Annotated in this window: 10 protein-coding genes; 7 read left to right on the top strand and 3 right to left on the bottom strand. The window is 66.3% G+C overall.

Going from position 1 to position 17,692, the window contains the following annotated elements; genetic code table 11:
- The first annotated feature begins 3 nt into the window (after window positions 1-3).
- Both ASF09_RS02410 and ASF09_RS02405 read left to right on the top strand, forming a co-directional pair.
- A complete protein-coding gene (locus ASF09_RS02410; protein ID WP_060524279.1) occupies window positions 4-1,965 on the top strand; it encodes a glycoside hydrolase family 127 protein in 1,962 nt (653 codons plus the stop codon).
- A 115-nt stretch (window positions 1,966-2,080) separates the two neighbouring features.
- Window positions 2,081-3,988, top strand: a complete 1,908-nt coding sequence (locus ASF09_RS02405) for a S9 family peptidase (RefSeq protein ID WP_060524277.1) — start codon at window positions 2,081-2,083, stop codon at window positions 3,986-3,988.
- Window positions 3,989-4,232: 244 nt separating this feature from the next.
- On the opposite strand, the gene ASF09_RS02400 is transcribed toward ASF09_RS02405, so the two are convergent.
- Entirely contained in the window at window positions 4,233-5,342 is a 1,110-nt protein-coding gene (locus tag ASF09_RS02400; RefSeq protein WP_082444004.1) for an ROK family transcriptional regulator, read from the bottom strand.
- A gap of 124 nt (window positions 5,343-5,466) precedes the next feature.
- On the opposite strand from ASF09_RS02400, the gene ASF09_RS02395 reads away from it, so the two are divergent.
- The 4 genes from ASF09_RS02395 (at window position 5,467) to ASF09_RS02380 (ending at window position 12,743) form a co-directional block, all read left to right on the top strand.
- Complete coding sequence (locus tag ASF09_RS02395; protein WP_082444003.1) at window positions 5,467-8,022, top strand: TonB-dependent receptor; 2,556 nt, start codon at window positions 5,467-5,469, stop codon at window positions 8,020-8,022.
- Window positions 8,019-9,170, top strand: a complete 1,152-nt coding sequence (locus ASF09_RS02390) for a YdcF family protein (RefSeq protein WP_200912497.1) — start codon at window positions 8,019-8,021, stop codon at window positions 9,168-9,170. Before ASF09_RS02395 ends, ASF09_RS02390 begins: the two co-directional genes overlap by 4 nt.
- A gap of 116 nt (window positions 9,171-9,286) precedes the next feature.
- Entirely contained in the window at window positions 9,287-11,425 is a 2,139-nt protein-coding gene (locus tag ASF09_RS02385) for a glycoside hydrolase domain-containing protein (RefSeq protein WP_443024951.1), read from the top strand.
- Window positions 11,426-11,453: 28 nt separating this feature from the next.
- A complete protein-coding gene (locus ASF09_RS02380; protein WP_162237214.1) occupies window positions 11,454-12,743 on the top strand; it encodes an MFS transporter in 1,290 nt (429 codons plus the stop codon).
- Here ASF09_RS02380 and ASF09_RS02375 read toward each other — a convergent pair.
- Together ASF09_RS02375 and ASF09_RS02370 are read right to left on the bottom strand one after the other, a co-directional pair.
- Window positions 12,718-13,713 carry a cupin-like domain-containing protein gene (locus tag ASF09_RS02375; protein WP_060524273.1) on the bottom strand — a complete coding sequence of 332 codons (996 nt, stop codon included), beginning with the start codon at window positions 13,711-13,713 and terminating at the stop codon, window positions 12,718-12,720. The genes ASF09_RS02380 and ASF09_RS02375 overlap by 26 nt on opposite strands.
- On the bottom strand, window positions 13,710-14,396 hold the full coding sequence (locus tag ASF09_RS02370; RefSeq protein WP_060524923.1) for a SapC family protein: 687 nt from the start codon (window positions 14,394-14,396) through the stop codon (window positions 13,710-13,712). Before ASF09_RS02370 ends, ASF09_RS02375 begins: the two co-directional genes overlap by 4 nt.
- Before the next feature lie 240 nt (window positions 14,397-14,636).
- On the opposite strand from ASF09_RS02370, the gene ASF09_RS02365 reads away from it, so the two are divergent.
- The gene (locus ASF09_RS02365; protein WP_060524271.1) at window positions 14,637-17,675 is read left to right on the top strand and encodes a TonB-dependent receptor; all 3,039 of its coding nucleotides are present in this window, start codon (window positions 14,637-14,639) and stop codon (window positions 17,673-17,675) included.
- Window positions 17,676-17,692: the final 17 nt, after the last annotated feature.

Here is a 17,692-nt window from a genome sequence, read left to right as displayed (position 1 = left end):
GAGATGTTGGCGGATGGATGTTGCGCGGGCAGGTCCCGTCGAGATTTTCTCGTGGGGACAGGGACGGCGGCGCTGACGGGGGGAGCGCTGCTGGCCGCCACCCGGTCCGCCGTCGCAGCACCGGCACCGATCTTGGCGTCAGGACCGGCGGCGACGGTGATGCCGTTCGATCTCGGCGACGTCACATTGGGCGACGGTCCCTTCCTGCAGGCGCAGCGCAAGACCGAGGCGTATCTGCTGACGTTGCAGCCGGACCGGATGCTCCACAATTTTCGCGTGAACGCAGGGCTGAAGCCCAAGGCGCCCGTCTATGGCGGATGGGAATCCGATCCGACCTGGGCGGATATCAATTGCCACGGGCACACGCTCGGTCATTACCTGTCGGCGTGCGCGCTGGCGTACCGGTCGACGGGCAATGCTGTGTACAAGCGGAGGGTCGACTATATCGCGCGCGAACTGGCTGCATGTCAGAAGGCGGCGGACAGCGGTTTGATCTGTGCATTCCCCGACGGGGCGAAACTGGTCGCGGCGCATCTGCGGGGCGAGCCGATCACCGGAGTGCCGTGGTATACCCTGCACAAGGTCTATGCCGGGCTGCGTGACGGGGCAATGCTGGCGGACAGCGCAGCATCACGCGCGGTGCTGCTAAAATTCGCCGATTGGGCGGTGATCGCGACGCGTCCGCTGAGCGACGCGCAGTTCGAGACGATGCTCGAAACCGAGCATGGCGGCATGAGCGAAGTGTTCGCCGACCTGTTCGCGATGACCGGCAATGCCGACTACAAACAGACGGCGGAGCGGTTCGCGCAGAAGGCGATCATGGCGCCGCTCGCCAAGCGCCGCGACATGCTCGACGGCATGCATGCCAACACGCAACTGCCCAAGATCATCGGCTATCAACGGGTGTGGGAGATCACCGGCAACCCCGACTACCATGTCGCGGCCGCGTTCTTCTGGCAGACGGTGGCGCGGACCCGGTCGTTCGCCACCGGCGGGCACGGCGACAACGAACACTTCTTCCCGATGGCCGATTTCGCCGATCACGTCTTCTCCGCGAAGGGGTCCGAGACATGCTGCCAGCACAACATGCTGAAGCTGACGCGGGCGCTGTTCCTCCACGATCCGCAGGCAGGCTATGCCGATTACTACGAGCGTACGCTCTACAACGGCATCCTCGCGTCGCAGGATCCCGACAGCGGCATGGCGACCTATTTCCAGGGCGCCCGCCCCGGCTACATGAAGTTGTATCACACGCCGGAGCGCTCGTTCTGGTGTTGCACCGGCACCGGCATGGAAAACCACGTCAAATACCGCGATTCGATCTATTTTCACGGCGCCGACGCGCTCTACGTCAACCTCTTCCTGCCGTCGTCGGTGCGGTGGCGCGACAAGGATGCGGTCGTCACGCAAACCACGAGCTTTCCCGAGACACCCACGACGACGTTGCGCTGGAGTTCGAAGCGTCCGACCACCGCGACGCTGAAACTGCGGCATCCGCACTGGAGCGACACCGCGGTCGTGCTGGTCAACGGCGTCGAGACCGCGCGATCGACCGCGCCCGGCAGCTATGTCGACGTCGCGCGAACGTGGCGCGACGGCGACCGGGTCGACCTGCGGCTGGCGATGGAGGTCGCGGTCCAACGCGCGCCCGCCGCACCCGACATCGTCGCCTTCACCTACGGCCCGCTGGTACTCGCCGGCGCACTCGGACGCGAAGGACTGGCGCCGGGATCGGACATCATCGTCAGCGAACGCAAATACGGCGAGTATAACGCCACGCCGTTCACCGCACCCGACCTGGCCGGCGATCCCGACACGCTCGCTGCGACGGTAAAGCCCGGCCCGAGCCCGCTCGAGTTCAAGACGGTATCGGCCGAGGGGCAGCCGATCCGCCTGATCCCGTATCACCGCATCGCGCACGAGCGGTACGCGACCTATTGGAAGGTCGCGCGCGGGGCGGCCTGACGCACCAACCGGCATCGCGGCGATTCGATGTTCGATCCGGTCCGCGCGTCGCCGCTTGCGGGTTGAGGTGGACGCGGTAAGCATGGCGACACCTTGCCGTCTGCCGGAGCTTTCGATGCGCCTGACCCTTGCCGTTGCCCTTCTCGCCGCCGCCGCGCCGGCCTCCGCGCAGACGCTGCATCAATATGGCGGTCTGGCGTTGTCCGCGGCGGGCGACCGGATGGCGACGATCGAGGGCAATGGCGGTCACAATGTCGTGACGATCCGCGCCGCCGCCGATGGCCACGTGCTGCGGGCGATCGATCCGTGCCCGACGTGCAGCTATGCCGGACTGACGTTCGCCCCGAACGGCGATCTGGTGTTCCTCAGCCGCGACACCACCGCGGGCACGGTGCGCCTGACCTATGCCGATGCCAAGACGACGCGCACCATCGCGACGATCGGCGGCATCGCGCAGACGCCGCGGGTATCGCCCGACGGCAAGCGGATCGCGTTGCTGGTGACGCTGGGCGCCGCGAAGGAATCGGGCGCGACGCAGGCGGGCGTGCGGATGATCGGCGAGATCGGCGAGAAGAACGACGAGCAACGCCTCGCCGTGTTCGACATCACGCGCAGCAACGAGGCCGTAAAGCCGCTGTCGCCGGCCGGCCGCTATGTCTACGAATATGACTGGACGCCCGACGGACGCGGTTTCGTCGCGACCACCGCGCTAGGCAATGGCGACAATAACTGGTGGGTCGCAACGCTCGATGCGATCGATGCGCAGAGCGGCGCGGTTCGCGCGATCGCCAAGCCGGGGATGCAGATCAACCAGCCGCGCGTCTCGCCGGACGGGCGGTCGGTCGCCTATATCGGCGGGTTGATGAGCGACTTCGGATCGATCGGCGGCGACGTCTACACGGTCGGTCTCGGCGGCGGGACACCGCGCAACATCACGCAGGGTGCCAAGTCCACCGTGACGACGATCGACTGGACCCGAGGGGGCCTGCGCGTCGTCACGCTCGCGGGAGACCAGGTCCAGTTCGGCACGCTGACACCCGGCCAGCCGGTCGTCCCCGGCTTCGCAAAGCCCGTCAGTACGGCGGCGGGCGACGGTCGCGCGGCATTTTCCGCGGATGGCCGGGTCGCCGCTGCGGTGGTGCAGGACTACGAACGCGCGCCGGCAATCTATGCGGGCTCGATCGTCGCCCCCGGCGCCGGGGTGAAGCAGGTCACGCATGACAACGACGCCGCCCCGGCCCTCGCCGCCGCGCGCAGCATAAGCTGGAAAAACGACGGCTATGACGTGCAGGGCTGGCTGCTTGCCCCCCGCGTCGCACCGACCGGCAAGGCGCCGATGATCACGATCGTCCACGGCGGGCCGTCGGCGGCCTCCACGCCGAACTATTTGTACCCGACCTCGCTCAACGCGGCGCTGGTGAAAGCCGGCTATTACGTGTTCCTGCCCAATCCGCGCGGCAGCTACGGCCAAGGCGAGGCATTCACCGCCGCCAACAAGCGCGATTTCGGCGGCGGTGATCTGCGCGATATCCTCGCCGGAATCGACGCGGTCGAGCGCGTCGCACCGGTCGACGACAAGCGCCTCGGTCTGGGCGGATGCAGCTATGGCGGGTTCATGGCGATGTGGGCGAATACGCAGACCGATCGCTTCAAGGGCATCGTCGCGGGTGCCGGGCTGTCGAACTGGGTCAGCTATTACGGCACCAACGGTATCGACCAGTGGCTGCTGCCGTTCTTCGGCAAGTCGATGTACGACGACATGAAGGCGTATGAGGACGTCTCGGCGATCTACCAGGCCAAGCGCGCGAAGACGCCGACCTTCATCTATGTCGGCGAGCGCGACATCGAGGTGCCACCGACGCAGTCGATCGAATGGTGGCACGCGCTGAAGGACCGCAACGTCCCAGTCAGCCTGGTGATCTACCCCGATGCCGGGCATTGCGTGACCGGGCCCGAACAGTCCGCGGACGTGCGCCAGCGGGCGATCGCGTGGTTCGACCGCTATGTGAAGGCGGCGCGCTAACGGCGTCGGGGGAGACCTTCGGATCGGCACTCAGCGTGGAACGTGCGTGGGCGCTTGTTCCTGTCAAACATGCAATCGTCATTCCCGCGCAGGCGGGAACCCATACTGGCAAACCTCGCGATATGATCGCGACCGTTTGAGCATCTGGGTCCCCGCCTCCGCGGGGATGACAGGATATGAACGGATCTCGCGCATCACACCGATTGTCGATCGCCCCCCCCTGCCCGCAAGTGGGTTCGCCGGATCAAGGCACGGTCGTCGCGTGGATCGGCAGCAGCGCGGCGCCGATCGTCGCGGCGGCGCCTTCGAGCGTGGACACCGAGATCCGCGGCGGCGTGGCGACGTGATCGCCGATGTGCATCGCCGCGAAATCGATATGCTCGACGAGCGCGGTCAGGATGCGATTGGGTAACGGGCTGGAAATCACGAACTCGCCGGGGTCGATCCAGGCGATGCCCCAGTTGACGATCACCGCGATCTGGCTGGCGGCGCGCCGCACCCAACGATCGACGACATCCTCGTACCCGGCGATCGCCGCGTCGAAATCGACCAGCGAATGGATCGCGCACCCCGCCGCGCGCAGCGTCACCAGTAGATCGAGCGTCGAGGGACGCGCGTCGGTACTGGGATAGAGACAACCGATCTCCCCGGCACTCGCCATCGCGCCCAGCAGGATACGCCCTTCGATGATGACGCCCGCGCCGATCCCGTGGCCGAGCAGGATCACCACCGCGGTCGAACAGCGTCGCATCAGGCCGCCGATATAATATTCCGCGAGCGCCGCGGCGTTGGCATCGTTCTCGATCCAGACCGGGTGGCCGATATGCTCCTCGAACAGCGCCTTGAGGTCGATGCCGCGCCACACCGCCAGGCTGTCCACCGTCCAGCGCTTGTTCCCCTCGGGCGACGTCGAAGATCCGGGGACGCCGATCCCGACCCCCAGCAGCCGCCGGCCCAACAGGCGGTTCGCGATCGCCAGATCGTGCATCGTCGCGGTTACGCACGCGGCGAACACGCGCGGGTCGGGATCGTCGAACGGTTGCGAGCTGTGCGCGATCACGCCGCCGGCATAATCGACCAGCGCCACCTCGATCAGCCCGCGGTGCAGCATCGCGCCGACCGCATAGCCCGCCTGCGGCGATATCCGCAGCGGGACGGCCGGGCGCCCTGGCGTGACGGCATCCGCGGTCGCACACTCCTCGATCAGGCCGTGCGCCAGCAGGTTGCTCGACAGCCGGGTAAGCTTCGATGCGCTCATCGCGAGATCGACCGCCAACTGCTTGCGCGACCGGGAGCCCGTCGATCGCAGCACCTGCATGATCCGGCGCTCGTCGTCGTCCAGCCTGAGCCTCATGTGTGACACCTCCGCACGCTTTCACGACAATCGGCTACACCATTAGTTTATTTCGTGAAATTAATTAAAATTGTCACATTGCGCGCCCAGCGGCTGCGTCAGGACACAGGGTGGGAACCAATTGATGACGAAGACTCGCTTGCGCGGTGGCTGCGCACTGATCGCACTCGGCATGATGGCGTACACGCCGGCCTGGGCCCAATCTGCTTCGACGACGCCTGCACCGACGACCGCGTCGACCGACGACGCGTCCGCAACGCAGGCCCCGTCCGCACCTGCACCGGACGCGGCGACGCCCGAAACCGGCAGCGACATCATCGTAACCGGCTCCGCGCGTCAGCAGCGCCGCTTCGACGTGTCCTACGCGGTAAACTCGCTCAGCAACGCCGACATCCAGAAGCTCGCGCCGATCAACTTCGCCGATCTGCTCGGCAAGCTGCCCGGGTTCGCAGTCGAGAACACCGGCGGCGAGGTCCAGAACATCATCCGCCTGCGCGGTCTGCCGAGCGACGGTGGCCTCGTCACGTTCCAGCAGGACGGCCTGCCGATGTTCCACGAGAATGACGGCAACTTCTTCCGCGGTGACAGCATCAACCGGTTCGACCTGATGACGCAGCGCGTCGAGGTCGTGCGTGGCGGCCCTGCCCCGGTCTATGCGAGCTATGCCGCCGCGATCGTCAACAACATCACCGTGTCGGGCACCGATACGACGCGCGGCAAGGCGCAGGTGACGCTCGGCGACACCGGCCTCTACCGGCTCGACGCGTATCAAGCGGGGCCGATCGACGATTCGACCTATTACGCGATCGGCGGGTTCATCCGTCATCACGACGGCTACCGCGACAACGGCTTCCCCAACGATCGCGGTGGCCAGATCCGCGGCAATATCAAACACGACTTCAGCAACGGATCGCTGCGGATCTCGGGCAACTACCTGAACGACCACAACGTGTTCTACCTGCCGATCCCGACCGCCGACCCGCGCGATCCGAGCAAGTCGCTCAACCAGTATATCGATTTCTTCAGCGGCACGATGAACTCGCCCGCGCTGCGCAACGCCGATATCCGCTTCCGCGAGGCCGACGGCACGACGCGCAACGTCAATGCCGATCTCGGCAATGGTCGCCACACGCAGTTCGGCAATGTCGGCGTGCAGTACGACGCGGACTACGACGGCTGGAAGGTCGCGGCGAAGGGTGGCGTCAGCGTCGGCAAGCTGCATTTCGACGCGCTCTATTCGACCAGCAACCCGTCGGACGCCAACGCCTTTGCCGCCAGCAACCTGACTGCGGCAAGGACAGCATTCGGCGCGGGCGTGACGCGACTCGGCTACGCGATTGCCGGCACCAACGGCGCGCAGGTCTATGATCCCAACGCCGCCTCCGGCCTCGTCGTGCCGGCGCAGTTCCGCGACGTCGTCTCGAAATATTATTCGACGCAAGGCGATCTCAGCGTCACGCGGTCGATCGCGACCGGGTTCGGCACGCATGACCTGCGTGTCGGCGTGTATGGCAGCCTGTACGGCGAAACCAACGAGGTCGCGTATCAGGACTATCTGCTCGAGGTGAAGGGCAAGCCGCGCACGCTCGACCTGATCGCGTACAACGCCGCGGGCCAGGCGGTCGGTTCGATCACCGACAACGGCGTGCTGCGCTATACGACCACGCTCAACCGCGGCAACACCGACGCCTCGATGTACGCGCTCTACGCCAACGACACGTGGGAACTGGTCAAGGGCCTGACGCTGGACGGCGGCATCCGCCATGAGCGCTACAGCTTCAAGGGCTCTGCGTTCGCGACGACGTCCGCCAATCTCGGCGATCCGAACACGCTGGCCGACAACGCGGTGCGCGCGTTCACCGGCCAGATCATCAATTCCAAGCTGAGCCCGAGCATCACCAACTGGACGGGCGGCATCAACTACGACGTCACGCAGCATCTCGGCGCCTACGCGCGTGCCTCGCATCTCGAGACACCGCCGTCGACGCAGGTGACGTACCAGATCAACCCGACGATCATCACCTCTAAGGCGAACCAGTACGAGGTCGGTCTGAAGGCGGCGTTTGGCCGGTCTTATCTGTACCTGATCGGCTTCTATACGCGCTACGATCCGCTCAATGCGTCGTTCGTCGCGCTCGACCCGGTCACCGGCCGCAACGACCAGTCGGTGCCGTTCATCGGCAAGGCCGAGATCAAGGGCATCGAGATCGACGGCAACCTCGCGCTGCCGCACGGCTTCGCAGTGACCGGCGCGCTGACGGTCAGCGATCCGCAGTACAAGAGCCTGACCAACGCCAATGGCGCAAGCGCCGGCGCCGTCGAAGGCAACCAGATCGTCCGCGAGCCCAAGATCTATGGCAACATCCGCCCCTCGGTCGACTTCGACGTCGCGGGCAATGCGGTGCAGCTGTACGGCCGCTACGAATATACCGGCAAACGCTATGTCGACTTCTTCAACAACACCGCGCTGCCTTCGTACCAGACGGTCGGTGCGGGCATGACGCTGACCCACGACACGTGGCAGATGCAGGTCGTCGGCGACAATCTGTTCAACGCGAAGGGCCTGACCGAAGGCAATACCCGCACCGACCAGCTGAGCGGCCAGGGCACCGCTGACGCGATCTATGGCCGTCCGATCTTCGGCCGCAACGTTCGCCTCGTGGTCAGCAAGTCCTGGTGACGGGGCTGCGTTTGATGCTTGCGGCGCTGGCGATGACGGCGGCCGCCCCGGTGTGGGCGGAGACTACCGCTCCGGTAGCGGTGACGGATACCGTTGCCGAAGGCCTGTCGCAGCGGCTGTTCCCGATGCTGAGCGCGCTCGGCCGGTTGCCGGGCCTCGACACGCGGGCGCGGGCGGCGCGGATTGCCGCGTGTGGCGACGGGCCGGCGTGCGTCGTCGAGGCGACGATGTGGAGCGATCAGGACCGGGCGGCGGTCGCGGCAGCGGTGGCGCGGCTGGGGAAGGCTGGCGTGCGGCAGAATGCGGACCTGTCGGTGGCGGCGGGGGTCGACCAGGAGCTGGAAGCGCTGAACGTCGTCCTGCGGGTTTACGGACTGGGGCTGCCGGGGCGCTATCCGAAGATCGACGGGCCGGTCTTCGCGGCCGATACGCCCTTCTTTGCCGACAGCGTGAAGGTCGCGATCGATACCGCGCGGGCGGCATCGCAGGCACGGCCGGACACGATCGCCGCGAGCGTGCGGCTGGCGGTGGCGCTGCTCGACGCAAACGATGCGACCGCGGCGACGCGGTTCGACCCGCTCGATCAGCGCGAGAATGCGCGCGCCCAAGCGGTGGCGGCGCGGACGAACTGGAGCGCGTACCGCTACTCGCTGCTGATCGTCCCCGGCGTCGGCCCCGAGGACAGCGCGACGGTGCTGAGCCCCCGCAGCAAGCTCCACGCGCTGCTCGCCGCGCAACGCTATCGCCAGGGTCTCGCGCCGTTCATCCTGGTTTCGGGCAGCGCGGTCCACCCGCGCGGCACGCGGTTCGTCGAGGCGGTCGAGATCCGCCGCGCGCTGATCGAGCGCTACGGCATTCCCGCCGACCACGTGATCCTGGAGCCGTATGCGCGGCACACGACCACGAATTTGCGCAACGCGACGCGGCGGATGGTCGCGCTCGGCATCCCGCTCGACCGGCCGACGCTGATCGTCACCGACGCCGAGCAGAGCAAGTATATCGAGAGCGCGACGTTCACCGACCGCAACCGCGCGGAGCTTGGATATCTACCGGGTGCGGTGGGCCGGCGGCTGTCGGTGTACGATCTCGAATTCCGGCCGTCGCGGCTATCGCTGCGCCAAGATCCGCGCGATCCTCTCGATCCATGAGCGATTCTTTCGGGCGGTCAGTCTCCAACACCCGTGTCACCACCCCGGCGAAGGCCGGGGCCCAATTGGGGGACGGTTGTAACAGAGACTCACGCTCCATTACGCCGACCTTTCCAATTGGGCCCCGGCCTTCGCCGGGGTGGTTACGCAAAAGGAGGGCGAGATACCCCCTCCTTCTTGGCCTGCTCCTCACCCCCGCCGCCCTCACCGCACAAGAAACCCCCGCAGACCTCGTCGATCCGTTCGTCGGCGCGCTCGCGGACTTCGGCCAACTCTCCCCCGCGGCGGTCACCCCGTTCGGGATGATGCAGCTCGGCCCCGATACCAGCCCCGCCAACCACGCGGGCTATGATCACGCAGCGACCACATTGCTCGGCTTTTCGCATACCCGCGGCGTCGGCGTGGGCTGCGGTGGTGCGGGCGGCGACCTGATGATCTCGCTGCGCTATGCCGGCAGCACCGGCGCCGCACTAATCGACAAGGCGAGCGAGACTGCACGCGCCGGGACGTACCGCGTCCGCTACGACCACGGCATCCTCGCCGAGATGGCAGCGACGCGCGGCGCAGGCGTGTTGCGTTTCACCTTGCCTCGCGCCGGCGCGGTCGATCTGCGGATCGACCCGCGACACAGCTATTCAAAGCGACTGGCAGCCAGTTGGGCGAGCCTCGCCAGCGACGACCTCCGCGCCGATCTCGAGGCCGGCACGGTCTGCGATCAGGGCGCCTATCACCTCCACACCGCCAGCCGGATCCTCGTCAACGGACGGCCGATCCACCAGACGCTGACCACCGGCGCGGGCGATCTGGCGACGCTGCACCTCACCGGCAAAGCGGGCGATGCGATCGAGATCCGCACCGGCCTGTCCACCGTCGACGCAGCCGGCGCGGCATCGGTTCGCGATAGAGAAATCGCCAGCAAGTCCCTCGCCACCGTCGCGACCGAGACGCGCGCCGCCTGGAACCGTATTCTGGGTCGTGTCGTGCTCGGCGGCTCGCGAGACCAACGCGCGCTGTTCTACACGTCGCTCTACCGCGTGATGGAAACCCCGGTCGCGATCGACGATCCCGACGGGCGGCACCGCGACAAGGACGGCACGATCCAGACTTCGCCGAAGGGCCGGACGCGCTACGCGAACTGGTCGCTATGGGACAATTACCGCACGCAGATGCCGCTGCTCGCGTTGCTCCAGCCCGAGCGCAGCGTCGACATCGCAAACTCGTTGGTCGCGCTGTACGCGGGCGGCAAGGCGCAATGGTCGACCCCGCACGAACCGTTCCTGACGGTCCGCACCGAGCATGCCGGGATCGCGCTACTCGACATGCATCGCAAGGGCATCGCGTTCGATGCGGCCGCCGCGCTGGCGGGAATGGCGGCGGACAGCGACACGCTCAAGCGCGGCACGCCGGACGAACAGATCGAGGCGGCCTATGACGATTGGGCGACCGCCGAACTGGCGCGCGATCTCGGCCGCACCGATCTCGCGCGCACCTTCACCGCTAAGGCGCAAAGCTATCGCCCAATGTGGCGATCGGTGTTCCAGACGCCGGGCGCGGACGGCGACGTGGTCAAGGCGCGCGGGCTGTATCAGGGCACGTTGTGGCAATATCGCTGGGCGCCGATCTTCGACCTGCCGTGGATGACCGCGACGGTCGGGCGCGAGCGGCTGCTGGGCGAGCTGCATCATTTCTTCGATGCCGGGTTGTTCAACATGACCAACGAGCCCGATATCCAGGTGCCGTGGATGTTTGCCGCACTAGGCCAGCCGCAGCAGACCGCCGATCTGGTCCAAACGATCCTGACGAAGCCGATCGCGCACCCCTATACCAACAGCGGCAAGCTGCCGGTGCCGTTCGTCGGTCGCAGCTTCGCGCTGTCGCCGCAGGGGTTCGCCGACGGGATGGACGACGATGCCGGCGGAATGACCGCGTGGTACGTGTTCGCGACGCTCGGCCTGTATCCGCTGGTGCCGGGCGAGCCGTGGTACGTGGTCACGACCCCTGCGTTCGATCGCGCGCAGATCGATCTCGGCAACGGACGCAGATTGACGATCCGCCGCGACGGACCGGAAGACGGTATGATAGCACGCGCCAGCCTGAACGGACGCGCCCTGCCCGACTTCCGTGTCGACCACGCCGCGTTGCTCCGCGGCGGCACGCTGACGATCACGACCCGCGCACGAGACGGACGAATTGTCCCGCAACTGCAAGACATCGGCGTTAAAGTCCCGGGCGATGGACACCGCCGCCCCCGCTAGACCGGATATCCCCGGCGATCGCAGCCCGGTGCGACGCGTACAGATGCTCGGCTATGCCAGCGGCAATTTCGGCAAGAACGTCCTCGCCTCGACGATGGACTTCTTCCTGCTGTTCATCCTGACCGAGCGCTGGGGCATATCGCCCGCGGCGGCGGGGCTGGTGGTGATGATCGGCCTCGTCTGGGACGGCGTCTGCGATCCGCTGCTCGGGCGGCTCGTCGATCGGTCCGCCGACCGGCTCGGCGCGTACCGTCGCATGCTGTTCGTCGGCGCACCGGTCGTCGGCATCTTCTTCGCGATCTTCTTCCTGCGACCGGGTGCACCGGGATCGCTCGGGCAACATGCGATCATGGTGTGGGCGATCACGATCGTGCTGCTGTTCCGCAGCGCCTATTCGGTCTGCGACGTCGCGCACAACGCGCTGATGATGCAGCTGACCCGGACGCCGGGCGCCGCGACGACGGTGTCGGGTCTGCGCTACATGTTCAGCTGCTGCGGGACGCTGGCAGTGGCGTATTGCGCGCCAGCGTTCGTCGATCCGGATCGCGACGGCGGCCACGCGCTGGTGGTCGTCGCGGGTCTTGCCGCAGTCGCCTACGTCGTCACGCTGTGGTTGTCGGCAGCCGCCGCGCCCCGATCGACTCCCATGAGCACGCATGCGCAGAATGGATCGTTCGCGTGGATCGTCGGCAACCGGCCGCTGCTCATGCTGCTCGCGCTGGCGTTGGCGCAGGCGCTGACATTGCCGGTCCTGGCGCGATCGGTCGCCTATATCGGCAAGGGCGTGATCCACGACGCGGGCTGGACGGGCCATGCACTGGCAACGTTGGCACTGGCGCAGCTCGTTACGCTGCCGGGCTGGATGGCGCTCGCCCGCCGCCGCGAACGCCGCGTGGTGCTCCGGTTCGCGCTGGTCGCGATTGCGATCGGCCTCGGCATATTCGCCGCCGGACCCGCGACGATGATCGCGGGGATCGCGGTGTTCGGCGCGGGCAATGCCGGGTTGCAGATGATGATCTGGATCCTGCTCGCCGATGCGGTCGATCACGGCGAGCGCCGCACCGGCGTCCGCCTCGAAGGATTGCCGGTCGCGTTGCTGCTGCTGACGTTGAAGGTCGGCGGCGGCCTGAGCGGCGCATTGCTCGGTCGCGGGCTATCGGCAATCGGCTGGACCGTCGGGCAGCCGCTGGTCCAGGAGAGCCGCGACCTCCTGTTGACGATGGCGTGGTCGATTCCGCTGGTCGGCGCGCTGGCGGGGCTTGCCATCGTGCTCGGGTCGACACCCGCGCGGCTCAACCGCCCCGCAGCAATCGCATGACGAGCGCCCGAATGCGGCCCTGATTTTCCTTCGTCGCGCCCAATACGCCATGCCGCTCCGGCGGCAGGAACGCGAGCGGATGACCGTCGGGACGAAAGACGTAGTGATCGAACCATGCGCGCCACGCCGCGCGTTCGGCCGGCGGACGCTCGGCGATCGCGGTGAGTGCCAGCAGCATCGCGGTATAGGGTTGGTCGGGGCCGGCCGCGAACCCGTCCCACCAGAAATTGACCAGGACGTTGACGTCGCCCGTCGCCTCGACCTGGTGCCACCAGAGCTTGGGCACGTATAGCGCATCGCCCGGCTCCAGATCGAACACGCGCGCGCGATGTCTCGCCTGCTCGAAGCGGAGGAAGCGCGGGTCGCCCGGCGCGCTGCCCACCGCCAGCGCGATCGGCTGGCCCGCCAGCGTATGATCGATCGGCCCGACATAGAGATCGCCGATCGCGTCGGGCGGAAACAGCGTGAAGCGGCGGCGCCCGGCCGCAACGCACGCGACATTGTCCATCGTGTCGTAATGGCAGGCGACGGTCGAGGCATGGCCGATCCAGATCCGCGGTAGCACCTCGGGCGGGACGAACGGCAGCCGGGTCATCTGCTCGACGCCGGGAAAGAACGTCTCCGCGGTGAGCGATCCCATATACATGCTGGCGTGCCCCGGCTCGGCCGCGGTGTCGAGTATCCGAGTCAGCGCGTCGCGAAACGGCATCGTCGAGCGGATGAAGTTGAAGCCCGCCATCGTCGCGTCGTAATGATAGCGCGCACCGATCGCCGGTTCGCCAACGAACACCTCCGCAGAGCCTCCCGTCTCCAGCCGCAGCAACTGGTCGGCGACCCCCTGCACCCCGTCCCCGGCCAGAAGCGGCCACGCACGCGCCGCGCCGCGCATCAGCACCGGCTGACCCGGCGTCATGACCTGCGCGCGAAACCGCTCGGGATCGGTCAGCGCCTCGGCGAGCGTATCGCTCACGCGCGCCCTTCCGACAGTCGCGCGTTGCGGATTCGGCCAAGCGTCCGGATATGGCGAACCGATCCGGTCTGCGCATAGGCGAGTTGCAGGTCGCCTGCGCGAAAAAGGTCGAGCACCGCGGCATCGGGCAAGGCGTGGAGCGCGTCGAGGCTGATCGTGTACAGTCCGTCGAGCCGCAGCCGATTACCGTCGTCGAAATCGAGTGTGACGTCGATCGGCTCCAACAGGCCGTGCGACAGGAACCGCTTGATCGCGTCGTCGGTCGCGGGGATGCCCTCCTGGAGCATATGCAGCGCCTGTTGCACGCGCTTCAACGCCAGCGTGGGCTCGCCGTCGATCTCGAACAGCGCCTCACCCCGTGCGGCCGCGAAGCCGGCATGCTCGCGGTCGATCACAATCTGGCCGTCGTTGACGAAGAACCCCTGGCGTTCGAGATCGGCCGGGCGGTAGTCTGGCAACGCGCCGTCGACCGTCAGCAGATTGTCGCCCGGCTCCAGTCCCATCACTACCCCGGCATAAAACGCCCCCGTCTCGGGATGCTTGGTGAACAGGATCGGGTAATAGGGCGCGGCGCGCGGGAACTCGTCCGCGACGATCTGCGCGAAATGCCACGTTGCGTCACAGGCGCGCGAGACACGCAGCGCGGCATGCTGTTCGCGGTTCAACATTTCCCATGTCGGCATCCGATCCTCCTGCGCGCGCGACTTTGGTTCGCGCGTCTGCGGTCCGAACTCGCACACCCGAATACCCTTGCAAAGGGCCTTCGCATTCACTCCTACAAGAGCTTGCAATGGTTGCGACTTGGCGTATTGTGAGCGCTACCGTGATGGTGTGGGTCGGGCATCCGACTCAACGCATCGCGCAAGATATTGCCGGATAGCCCCTCGATAAGGGGCACGCGGCGTCGTTGAGGGGATGTTGAAATGACTCTGGATACCCGTTCGATACTCGGCGACCGCGGACGTGCGCGTCGGGCCCGTGCGCTGGCATGCGCGAGCAGCATGGCCGCGCTTGCCTGGGCATCGCCCGCGCTGGCGCAGGACCAGACCAATCTTCAGAATGCGACGACCGATCGCCCTGCCGCCGTGCAACCTGCCGTACCCGCCACTGCCAACACGACTACTGCGACCGAAGCGGGCCAGCCGCAGGATCTCGCGACCGCGCAGGACGCGTCGCAGGGTAACACCACGGGCGACGACATCGTCGTGGTCGGTCTGCGCGGATCGCTCCAGCGCAACCTCGACCTCAAGCGCACCTCGTCGGGCATCGTCGACGTCATCTCTGCCGAAGACATCGGCAAGTTCCCCGATTCCAACGTTGCCGCCTCGCTCCAGCGCCTGCCTGGCGTCTCGATCCAGCGCTCGGGATCGCGCGGCGAACCGACCGGGATCACGGTCCGCGGCTTCGGCGGCGATTTCAACACCACGCTGTACGATGGTCGCCGCATCTCGACCGCGACCGGCGGCCGCCAGATCGACTTCAGCACCGTTGGCGTCGATTTCATCGGCCAGCTGAGCGTGCTCAAGACCCCCGACGTCTCGCTCGCCTCGAGCTCGATCGGTGCGACCGTCAACATCGCCTTCCCGAATCCCTTCGATCACCCCGGTTTCCGCGTCGCGACGACCGCGTCGGGCTCGATCCAGGATCGCGCGAGCAGGATCGTGCCGACCGGCGGTCTGCTGGTCAGCACCACCACCGCCGACGGCAAGTTCGGCTTGCTGGCGGACGTGATCTACACCCGTCGTGATACCGATACCAATCGCGTCTATGTCTCGGGTTGGCCCGGTGGCAACTTTGCAGGCTGCCAGCTCGCGGGCAGCGCCGGTGCGTGCACGCCGACCAGCGACCCGAAGTCCGCGGCCTATGCCAACCCGGCCAACCGCCAGAACATCCCCGGCTGGTTCCCGCAGCAATATGGCGCCGAGCAGCAGCGGGTGCAGGACGAGCGCATCGATGCGCGGATCTCGCTGCAGTATCATCCGTCCGACGATCTGATGGTGACGCTCGACAACAATTTCTCGCGCCAGACCATCAAGCAGGAGAATTACGCGTTCGGCGTCTGGTTCAACCAGGGCGATCTGCGCAACGTGACGCTCGACAAGAACGGTACCGCGACCGACTTCACGCAGGTCGGCACGCCGACCGACTTCACCGCCGCGCTCAACAAGCAGATCCTGCAGACCAACCAGACCGGCCTCAACGTCAAGTACGACGCGACCGAGAACCTCACGCTCGAAGCCGATGGCGCCTATGCCAAGAGCTGGCTGAACCCGGGCAACGTGATCGGCAGCCGCAACGGCGACATCGGTTATGGCGGTAATCTGGGCAATACGCTGCGCTTCAACGTCGATGGCGACAGCAAGAATTCCTTCCCGTCGATCAGCAATTTCGGTCCCGCCGGCGATGCCGCAAACTGGGCCAATCCCGCGCTGATCGGCTCGCACGTCACGGTCAACCAGACGCAGCACAATACCGATCAGTTGTTCCAGTTTCGCGGCAATGCCACCTGGAAACAGGACAATCTGACGTTGAAGGCGGGTGGCCAGTATTACCAGGACACCTTCAACTTCCGCAACCAAAGCACCTTCACCAACAATTTCTGGCAGGCCTATGCCGGCTATGGTGGGCCGTCGGGTCGCGACACCGGGATCTCGCCGCTGCCGGCCAATCTGTATAAGGGCTCGGTCAGCCTCAACAACTTCATCCCGGGGTTCAACGGCAGCCTGCCGCCGTCGGTCTTCGTGTTCAGCCCGGTCGCGTATCAGAACTACCTGAGCAGCCTCGGCAATCCGCAGACGCAGAACATCCCGGGCTATAATTATGCCGGCGTGAACGGCTTTACCGGCGCGTTCGACGAGGCGGTCGATCCGGGCAGCGTCCTGCGCGTCCAGGAAAAGACGTGGTCGCTCTATGTCAGCGCCAATTTCAAGACCGAAGTCGGCGGCCTGCCGTTCACCTTCAACGCGGGCGTCCGCAACGAGGTGACCAATCTCAACGCGACCGGTCAGGGACGCCTGCCGACCTCGATCGTCACGAGCGCGGCGGATCCGACGCTGCTGAGCATCCCGACCTACACCGAGATCCAGGCGGTCAATAACAAGAGCTCGTATTCCTACCTGCTGCCGAGCGTCGACATGAAGCTCGAGTTGACCGACAAGCTGGTACTGCGGGCGGATGCCTCGCGGACGCTGACCCGTCCGGCGCTCAACCTGCTGACTCCGGTCCTCAACGTCGGCAATGGCCAACGCGTCGGAGCCTTGTCGGCGGCGGGCGGCAACCCGAACCTGAAACCGTATCTCGCGGACAATTTCGATCTGGGTGCGGAATGGTATTATCGCCGCAACTCGTATCTGTCGGTCAACTTCTTCCTGAAGAACGTCAGCAACTTCATCATCGGCGGCGTGACGCGGCAGACGATCAACGGGGTGGTCGATCCCACCACCGGCCAACCCGCATCGTTCGCGGTATCGCAGCAGGTCAACGGTCCCGACGCGACGGTCCGCGGCGTCGAACTCGCCTGGCAACAGGTGTTCGGCGATACCGGCTTCGGCTTCCAGGCCAACGCGACGTTCGTGAACACCAACCGGCCGTACGACGACAAGAATATCTCGCAGACCGGCTTCGCGGTGACGGGGCTCGCCAATTCGGCGAACTTCGTCGGCTTCTACGACAAGAGCGGATTCCAGTTCCGTGCGGCGGCCAACTGGCGCGACAAGTATCTCCTCCAGTTCGGGCAGAACCAGAATACCGGTTCGTTCGGGGCGGAGCCGACCTTCGTCAACCAGAGCTTCCAGGTCGATCTGACGAGCAGCTACGACATCACCAAGAATTTCAGCATTTTCGGTGAGGCGCTGAACGTCAACAACAACCAGCAGAGCACGCATGGTCGCTACAGCAACCAGCTGCTCGACGTGTTCGATTACGGTCGCCGCTACACGCTGGGCGCGCGCTTCCGCTTCTGAGCTCTCCCCCCTGGCGG

The organism is Sphingomonas sp. Leaf242 (genome assembly GCF_001422045.1).
Lineage (GTDB): Bacteria > Pseudomonadota > Alphaproteobacteria > Sphingomonadales > Sphingomonadaceae > Sphingomonas.
The sequence above is the reverse complement of the archived record's forward strand: the minus strand, read 5'-3'. Positions and strand labels throughout refer to the sequence as shown.